The following is an 8011-nucleotide window of genomic DNA, read 5'->3' as shown; positions in this document are numbered from 1 at the left end:
GTAGTAAACGTAAGAATAATTAATACTACTTTGAAAAAAGAATGCTACAAAAAGGTACATTTTGATTGGATATACTTAAAAATAGCTGCTCCAATTCGTTTGAGGCAGTAAAATTTACCATTGTTCTTTCCTACTTTATTTCTTCTTCCTTCCTCCTTCTTCCTTAATTATTATGAATCAAACAGTAGAAAAAATACGTTGGAATATTTACGATTTAGAGGTACTACCGCAAAATGAATTCAATAAATATGAAATTATTGATGGAGAATTATTTGTGACCAAAACACCCCACCGCCGACACCAACAAATCTGTGGGAAAATTTTTCAGCAACTTAATATTTGGTCAGAATCTAATAGTTTAGGCGAAACAATTATTGCTCCTGGTATTATCTTTTCTGAGTCAGATAATGTTTGCCCAGATGTGGTTTGGGTAAGTAAAGAAAGACTATCTCAAATAGAAGATGAAGCTGGTCATCTTACAGATGCACCAGAGTTAATAATAGAGGTATTATCTCCTGGCAAAAATAATGAGCGTCGAGACAAGGAAGCAAAATTAAAATTATATTCGGTGGAGGGAGTAAAAGAGTATTGGATAGTTAATCGTTTCACTAAACAAGTAGAAGTTTATCGGCGAGAAAATGCCAGATTAATTTTAGTCGCGACTCTATTAGATGGAGAGGAAATAACAACTCCATTATTACCAAATTTTTGTTGTTCTATCAGTCGTTTTTTTCCATCTTGACATACTCCCGACGCTCCCCTACGGGAGAGCGCGGGATTCTTCAGCCAAGGAAGCCTTGACCGCAGTTTTTACAGAAGTGATGTCCTCCTCCTGTGTTGATAATAATCCTATTTTCTGTATTAGAAGTGCCGAGTTATAGTCCCTATCTAGTTCCTGTCCACATTCCGGACAAGAATGCCAGCGCTCTGATAAGCTTTTAGGGACTTTGCTCAAACATTGCCAACAATGCTGAGATGTACCTTTTGGGTCTACTTTGATGATTCTCTTGCCAAGTTTCCAAGCTACATATTCTAATACTTGAACAAACTGACCAAACGCTGCATCTTGCAAAGACTTATTCAATCCTGATTTTGCTGATTGGCCGTTGGGTAAAAACTGACCATCACTTCCTAACTTGGCTTTACAACGTCGAACTAAATTAGCTATTTGTAAGTCTTCTAAAAATATCACCTGACAATCACTAAACAAATGATAAGCTAATTTGAATTGCCAGTCTAATCTTTGCCTGGCTATCAGTTGGTGCAGTTTCGCTATCTTTCGTTTGAGAATTTTCCAAGATTTGGAATGCTTTGGTTTGTTAGGCAATCTCACCTGAAGTTTAGACAAACGATGTTCAGAGAACCTGAAAAACTTAGGAACTTCTACAAACTCCCCATCAGATGTAACAGCATAGTAGAATAATCCTAAATCTATACATGCATGAATTTTCTTCGGTGGGTTGAATTTCTACACGCCTCAAAGGTACAGTTTTATCTTCTATAGTGAAGCTGATATATAAACCATCTGCTTCTCGAATCACTGTACCCGTCTTAACNTGAATTGCCAGTCTAATCTTTGCCTGGCTATCAGTTGGTGCAGTTTCGCTATCTTTCGTTTGAGAATGTTCCAAGATTTGGAATGCTTTGGTTTGTTAGGCAATCTCACCTGAAGTTTAGACAAACGATGTTCAGAGAACCTGAAAAACTTAGGAACTTCTACAAACTCCCCATCAGATGTAACAGCATAGTAGAATAATCCTAAATCTATACATGCATGAATTTTCTTCGGTGGGTTGAATTTCTACACGCCTCAAAGGTACAGTTTTATCTTCTATAGTGAAGCTGATATATAAACCATCTGCTTCTCGAATCACTGTACCCGTCTTAACCTTGAAACATAATGGTATTGGGCGATTGTACACAAAGGGGACTAAGCCAATCTTTGGTAAGTTGATACAAAAACGACCGTTAGCATTTTTGACTATATTGGTATTTGATAACTGAGGATAACTGAAGGAATTATAGTAATGGCTGCCTTTGAATTTTGGTCTACCACTGGTTTTGCCGTTTTTATCAGGCTGAGTAAAATTATCCATTGTGGTTTGCACACGTTGGATAACATCTTGAAGAACCTGGGAGTGCATGGACTTATACTCAGGAAATAGTTTTTTAGTCTGTGTTAAGTCTGCCAGTTGAACAGTTTCCCACAAAACGTAACCATTGACTATATTTTGGTGCTGATCTCCTTTTTTGGTTATTGGGTTACCATCACTATCTTTCTTTCTGCCATCCCGTGTTTGTACTCTAAATTCTGGGATGTTTTTGTAGATTTGCTCTACAGGTACTACTGAAACATTAAGTGGACAAGCATTCNTTGAACAGTTTCCCACAAAACGTAACCATTGACTATATTTTGGTGCTGATCTCCTTTTTTGGTTATTGGGTTACCATCACTATCTTTCTTTCTGCCATCCCGTGTTTGTACTCTAAATTCTGGGATGTTTTTGTAGATTTGCTCTACAGGTACTACTGAAACATTAAGTGGACAAGCATTCACTGGTGTGCGCGTTGCTTCAAACCAGTTTAACCTTTCAGCTAAACGATAATTATATTGCTTCCTGGACATCTCTAACCAATTGGATATAATTACCGCTTGCCTTTTATGTGGTTTTAGTTTGTACTTGTATTTCAGTAGCATTATAGTATCGACCTTTATATCTACCTAATATTTAGTATACCCAAAATAACGGCAAACTACACAAATAACGCCCGGCTTTCCCATACGACGCTCCCCCGAAAGGAGAGCGCGGGACTTCTCGCCGGGGGAGTTAAAAATATGTATAATTAATTTTTCATAACTCCTTAAGACTGATACTAGCACTCGTTAATATTCTAAAATCTAAAAACCCAGACGTTATAGTTATGACTCTACAAGAAGCTACTACAACACAAGCAGAATTAGAAGAAGCTACTACAACACAAGCGGCATTTCTACTCAATATTTCCACAGGTAGATTACGAACATTACTGAATGAAGGTCGTGTTCGAGACGCTTATAAAGATGGGATACGTTGGATGATTCCATTAAACAAACGGGGAATGCCGGAAATTATACCAGGTCGCCGTGGTCCTGAAGGTACTTGGAACAAAAATAGACGTACAGCCAATACTTTTGTTCATGTTCTACGAAAGACTATAGATTACAACCGAGATAATGGAACTTCTCATCCAGCAGTTGCTGTGAAAGTAGGGGATAAAAAGGATTATTGCCACGCTCTGAAAATAAAAGGACCTTGCCAAATCGTTTATCAACCTCATCAACCTAATAATAGTCAAGCTGGAGGTGCCCGTCTGTGGATTGAAGTAGAACCGGAAAATATAGTAGAGCGAGTATANCAACCTCATCAACCTAATAATAGTCAAGCTGGAGGTGCCCGTCTGTGGATTGAAGTAGAACCGGAAAATATAGTAGAGCGAGTATACTTTAGTGATGGAGATTATGGTCCGCCACCGGAAGTAGTTCAGCAGCGAGCCAAAAATAAAAAGAACAAATCAAAGACTCGGAAAAAAAAGTCAAAAATTAAAGGAAAAAGGAAGTAGTTATATTTAGATATTTTCTGGTAGGAAAAATGTGTCAAAGTCAGTCTAGATAATGGAACTATGTCGATGCCTTGAAAATGGCTAGAACCAATGCTTATTTAGAGTTAATATCTTTTTGATGCGAAAATATTGCTCATCTAAATTTGAGCCTATTTTATAGCTTTCCAAATGTTTAAATCCCACTAAAAATAATCAATTATCCAAGATAGCAATCCCCACTGATTTTGTAACATTATTCTTCCTTCTTCCTTCTTTATTCTTCCTTCTTCCTTAATTATTATGAATCAAACAGTACAAAAAATACGTTGGAATATTTACGACTTAGAAGTATTACCACAAAATGAATTCAATAAATATGAAATTATTGATGGAGAATTATTCGTTACCAAAACACCCCACTTCCGACACCAACAAATTTGTGGGAAAATTTTTCAGCAACTTAATATTTGGTCAGAATCTAATAATTTAGGAGAAGCTATTATTGCTCCTGGTATTATCTTTGTCCGAGTCAGATAATGTTTGCCCAGATGTGGTTTTGGTGAGCAAAGAAAGACTATCTAAAATTGAAGATGAAGCTGGTCATCTTACAGATGCACCGGAGTTAATAATAGAGGTATTATCTCCTGGCAAAAATAATGAGCGTCGAGACAAGGAAGCAAAATTAAAATTATATTCGGTAGAGGGAGTAAGAGAGTATTGGATAGTTGATCATTTCACTAAACAAGTAGAAGTTTATCGGCGAGAAAATGCCAGATTAATTTTAGTCGCGACTCTATTAGATGGAGAGGAAATAACAACTCCATTATTACCAAATTTTTGTTGTTCTATCAGTCATTTTTTCCCAGATTAAAAAACTTGAGAATATTGGGAGAATTATTGCTAATAATAGTCATAATTCTCCTATCTAGCACTTTTGAAAATCAAAGAATGGATAAATTAACTGAATATCCCAACAAAGATGAATTAATGTAAGCATTCAGCCGTCAGATATCTGCTATCAGCTTTTAAGACAAATCTATAATTTCCAGCCATAAATATATATGGTTTGACAACTCAGATATATGATTGATAAAGTAGAAGTTAAAAGACTGCTTACTTCTTTCATTAAAAAACTAGGAGCTGACGGCTGACTCCTAATAGCTGAATGCTTACAAATTAATTAATTTCATAATTCTGTGCAACTTCACATAAAATCAGTATAAAAATCTGAGAGCTGACTACTAATATCTGTTTGCGGAGCATTCGATCACGGAAATGCTGACAAAATAACAACTCTAAATCTTTTTCGACTTACTAATTTTCTTCAAGGTAGAAGCTCGACTCGCCAACCTAATTAATTTATAGGGAGATGTGTGATTACCAACAGTAATTCGAGAAATACGGAACTGATTTTTCAAATAATTGACTCTCAGGAAATTATCATCATAAATAAATCCAGTCAAATGATATTTGGGTAACTTTCTCTCGACTCTTTTATTAATAGCACTGAAGGGATAAGCAATATGAGCAGCAACAATTTTATTTCTATCTAAATCATTAGTACATTTCCTCAAAGCCAACTTTGCCAAATACAGTTCTACATCTAATTCTTTAGAGCTAAGTTTAGTCAATTTTTTATGAGTAAATCCATGAGATTGAATATCATAAAAATCTTTTTGATATCCTTCTCTTAAATCTTGACAACTGAGATGTGGTAAATCTTTCCCATTGTCAAATCCTAGAGTTTTAGGATTAACAAACAAAACAAACTTTACCTTCTCACCATATTTTTCTTCTATATGTTCCAATATAGGAGTTCCATTTTTATGTACTCCCTTATAGCCATCATCAAAAGTCAACATTACAGGTTTTTGACCTATATGTTCAGTCGGTATAGGTTGAGATTTATCAATAAAATAGATAAACAAATCTTGAGAGGATAAAAACCAGTAATTTTTCTGTACTAAATAGTCTATAAACTTCTCTAAATCTTGTTTAGTATAATCCATATCAGACAAACGACGATATGGAGGTAAATCAGCTTTATTCTGTAAATCAATAATGTCGTGGAAACCAAAAATTGGAATTTTTACAGTAGGATATTTAACAGTTGCACCAGTCAAACCTAAAGTTACGATCAATATTAATGAAAGGTATACAAGTTTACCTATCCACTTACCTAGAAACTTAATCAAAAAAAATTCTTTGTACTTTTCGGCGAAATTTTCGTCAAAGTACCTCAGAAATTTATTGCTATTTCTAATGGTGAACTTATCCACACTGAAGAGAGTGGAGAAGATAAAATTTATCACTGGANAAAAATTGGAATTTTTACAGTAGGATATTTAACAGTTGCACCAGTCAAACCTAAAGTTACGATCAATATTAATGAAAGGTATACAAGTTTACCTATCCACTTACCTAGAAACTTAATCAAAAAAAATTCTTTGTACAATTGTAGAATAGTTAGTTTTAATTTCTCTATAATAGAGAAGAGGGGTTGAGTAGCCTTCGTACTAAGTACCCCAATCAAATTTTCAATCCATTTTTGATTAATCATATCTCTTCCTAATATTCAATCCAAAACCTATAAATTATGGACAGGTAGAGACGATAATATCACTATTTTTTCCTGACGAATCTAAAAAATTAGATAATTTTTAGTCTAATGGTTTTGTACCGTTGATTTTTCGTGATGATAAGTTTCTACTTAAATCTATAGTTTGACTAGAACAGGACTTACGCAAAGGTACTATATATAGAGTTAAAAAACTATAACGTTATAGTTTTTAGCGCTATATATGTGGTCTCTGTGTAAGTCCTATAAAAAATAAGGTCTCAAGTCTCTCTACCCCCTTTTAATGGCAGGGCTGTTTCATTCTCACTCTAGGTGTACAATTATAGAGTAAGGAGCAAATTTAGTTGGTAAAATTGGCCAATATACTAATATATGAAAATATATGGAAAAAAGCCTGATTGATTACCTGAAAGAAATACCTGATTTTCGTATAGCTGAGAGGTTTTCGTCACCCCTGATGGCTGATACTGCTGCACCGTGATTATGGTAATCATAAGTGGTTATTGGGGTTATAGACAGTTAGGAAGATTTACCGAACGCCATCGTTTAACTTTAATTATAGAGTTCAAAAACTATAACGTTATAGTTTTGAACGCTATATACATGGTCTTTGGGTAAGTCCTGAACTAATTATCTAAACTTGATATAATATGATAGCGATTATTACTCAGCTATCAGCAGTTTGTTTGTTTGTTTGTTTGTAATTACATAACTTTTTAGGATAGTGAGGTAAAGTTTTAATATTAATCTCTTTTCCTGATTTCCTACTTCCTACTGTCCCATAATTTTGTACCTCATCAACTTAAAAACTGTTGTAAGACTTATGTAATCTTGGCTTAATAGCCCAATCAAAAAACTTTCTCATCTTTATCTTTTTTTATTTCCCTTTTTCCTGCTCCTGACTCCTGACTGCTTCCTAATGATTGATAATTGTTGAACCGGACATGAGTTATATAATATTTCTCAAGTTAGTCAAATACACTTGTTTTTCTTATTTTGTCTTTCCTGTTATCTGTTCAAATCTTCCCTACCTCCAGAGTCAATTAAATTAATTTTCTACAGGTACTGATGTCTACTCAAAACCTTCATAATCTCACTGTTACTCAAGCTGAAAAAATTCTCCATGAATTTACTTGTCAAGATATGAAATCAGTGGAATTACAAGAGGAAAAAGCTATAACCCGTGCTGCAATCTTGTTGTTGGTAAATTCGTCTGATTATCAAATGTTAGGAATTTGTGCCGATTCAACTACTGAAGCTTTATCTACATTAGGAAACTATTTAGAAGCTTTAGGGTATCATACCACTCTGATGAATGAGTCTAATTTTCATTCGATTGAAGGGTCTGTTTATCTGAAATTTAATGGGATGAAAGAGTCATATATTATGGAATCCTATACTGGAAAATATCGAGGCGTATTAGTATCTTGTCAATCTGATGAAGCAACAGGAATTAATGGAACTTATGGTTATTTACCACTAGATTTATTTACTTAAAATAATGATTATTTTGATCTTAAATTAAGTATATTAAGGAGGGGAGAAACCAAGGTATCAAATAAGGGAAACAAAAAATTTCCGCGACTGATACATGAGATGCTAATTAGGGTTTACTGAAAAAGTCTTTTTTAAGCCTAAATTCTGCACTTCAGAATGTAGTCTAAAGCTAGGAGTCAGGAGTCAGGAGTTATAGTCAGGACTTACGCAAAGACCATGTATATAGCGTTCAAAACTATAACGTTATAGTTTTTGAACTCTATAATTAAAGTTAAACGATGGCGTTCGGTAAATCTTCCTAACTGTCTATAACCCCAATAACCACTTATGATTACCATAATCACGGTGCAGCAGTAT

General features: G+C 34.5%; 8 protein-coding genes and 1 pseudogene. 4 read left to right on the top strand and 5 right to left on the bottom strand.

Annotation, left to right across the window (positions count from 1 at the left end):
- Positions 1 to 172 precede the first annotated feature (172 nt).
- Entirely contained in the window at positions 173 to 742 is a 570-nt protein-coding gene (locus AFK68_RS20155; RefSeq protein ID WP_094674534.1) for a Uma2 family endonuclease, read from the top strand.
- A gap of 18 nt (positions 743 to 760) precedes the next feature.
- On the opposite strand, the gene AFK68_RS20150 is transcribed toward AFK68_RS20155, so the two are convergent.
- The 3 genes from AFK68_RS20150 to AFK68_RS20135 all read right to left on the bottom strand — a co-directional run.
- Complete coding sequence (locus AFK68_RS20150) at positions 761 to 1435, bottom strand: transposase (protein WP_246844302.1); 675 nt, start codon at positions 1433 to 1435, stop codon at positions 761 to 763.
- A 122-nt stretch (positions 1436 to 1557) separates the two neighbouring features.
- Positions 1558 to 1768, bottom strand: a 211-nt coding sequence (locus tag AFK68_RS45820) for a transposase (RefSeq protein ID WP_371357469.1), incomplete at its 3' end; no start/stop codon positions are given.
- A gap of 606 nt (positions 1769 to 2374) precedes the next feature.
- Positions 2375 to 2698, bottom strand: a 324-nt coding sequence (locus AFK68_RS20135) for a helix-turn-helix domain-containing protein (protein ID WP_210407520.1), incomplete at its 3' end; no start/stop codon positions are given.
- A gap of 698 nt (positions 2699 to 3396) precedes the next feature.
- Here AFK68_RS20135 and AFK68_RS39320 point away from each other — a divergent pair.
- Positions 3397 to 3600 (top strand): hypothetical protein (locus tag AFK68_RS39320; RefSeq protein WP_210407519.1); only part of this gene is annotated, 204 nt, incomplete at its 5' end.
- A gap of 279 nt (positions 3601 to 3879) precedes the next feature.
- Positions 3880 to 4450, top strand: a pseudogene (locus tag AFK68_RS20125) (Uma2 family endonuclease).
- A gap of 424 nt (positions 4451 to 4874) precedes the next feature.
- Here AFK68_RS20125 and AFK68_RS42130 read toward each other — a convergent pair.
- Together AFK68_RS42130 and AFK68_RS39315 are read right to left on the bottom strand one after the other, a co-directional pair.
- Complete coding sequence (locus AFK68_RS42130) at positions 4875 to 5588, bottom strand: polysaccharide deacetylase family protein (protein ID WP_371357468.1); 714 nt, start codon at positions 5586 to 5588, stop codon at positions 4875 to 4877.
- Between the two features lie 308 nt (positions 5589 to 5896).
- Positions 5897 to 6139, bottom strand: a 243-nt coding sequence (locus AFK68_RS39315) for a hypothetical protein (RefSeq protein ID WP_210407518.1), incomplete at its 3' end; no start/stop codon positions are given.
- Positions 6140 to 7225: 1086 nt separating this feature from the next.
- Here AFK68_RS39315 and AFK68_RS20110 point away from each other — a divergent pair.
- Positions 7226 to 7654: a DUF1824 family protein gene (locus AFK68_RS20110; RefSeq protein WP_094671315.1), complete on the top strand. Its 429-nt coding sequence runs from the start codon at positions 7226 to 7228 to the stop codon at positions 7652 to 7654.
- The last annotated feature ends 357 nt before the right edge of the window (positions 7655 to 8011 follow it).

This window comes from Hydrocoleum sp. CS-953 (genome assembly GCF_002260545.1).
GTDB lineage: Bacteria > Cyanobacteriota > Cyanobacteriia > Cyanobacteriales > Microcoleaceae > Trichodesmium.
The sequence above is the reverse complement of the archived record's forward strand: the minus strand, read 5'-3'. Positions and strand labels throughout refer to the sequence as shown.